Annotated in this window: 1 protein-coding gene; it reads left to right on the plus strand. The window is 59.5% G+C overall.

The features are described from left to right. Window positions 1-247: CLIPPER-2 domain-containing protein (locus ACLRGI_RS23400; protein ID WP_419203819.1), on the plus strand; the 247-nt coding region annotated here is incomplete at its 5' end. Window positions 248-264 lie beyond the last annotated feature (17 nt).

A 264-nucleotide genomic window follows, 5' to 3' on the forward strand; every position in this document is an offset into this window, starting at 1 on the left:
TCCCCAGATCAGTATCAAGTTTTTGGGGGCTCGGAGATGTGTAGAAGAGACCGCGGCCATGGAGTTCAGCAAATCGGCAGACGCTTCAGGTATTCAGAACCCGTCGGCTGTGGGCGATAGCATCGTCTACACCTTCACGTCGAAGAACACCGGCAACGTGACCCCCACCAACAATCCCCATCACAAGTCCGCGGGCCGGGCTCGTGGGCAGTGGCGTATACCTGGCCGGGGGCGGAAGGAGGTCTGATGCACGGTGAAACGGTG

Origin of the sequence: Paenarthrobacter sp. PPS72, assembly GCF_048537125.1 — a bacterium.
Classification (GTDB): domain Bacteria; phylum Actinomycetota; class Actinomycetes; order Actinomycetales; family Micrococcaceae; genus Arthrobacter; species Arthrobacter nitroguajacolicus_E.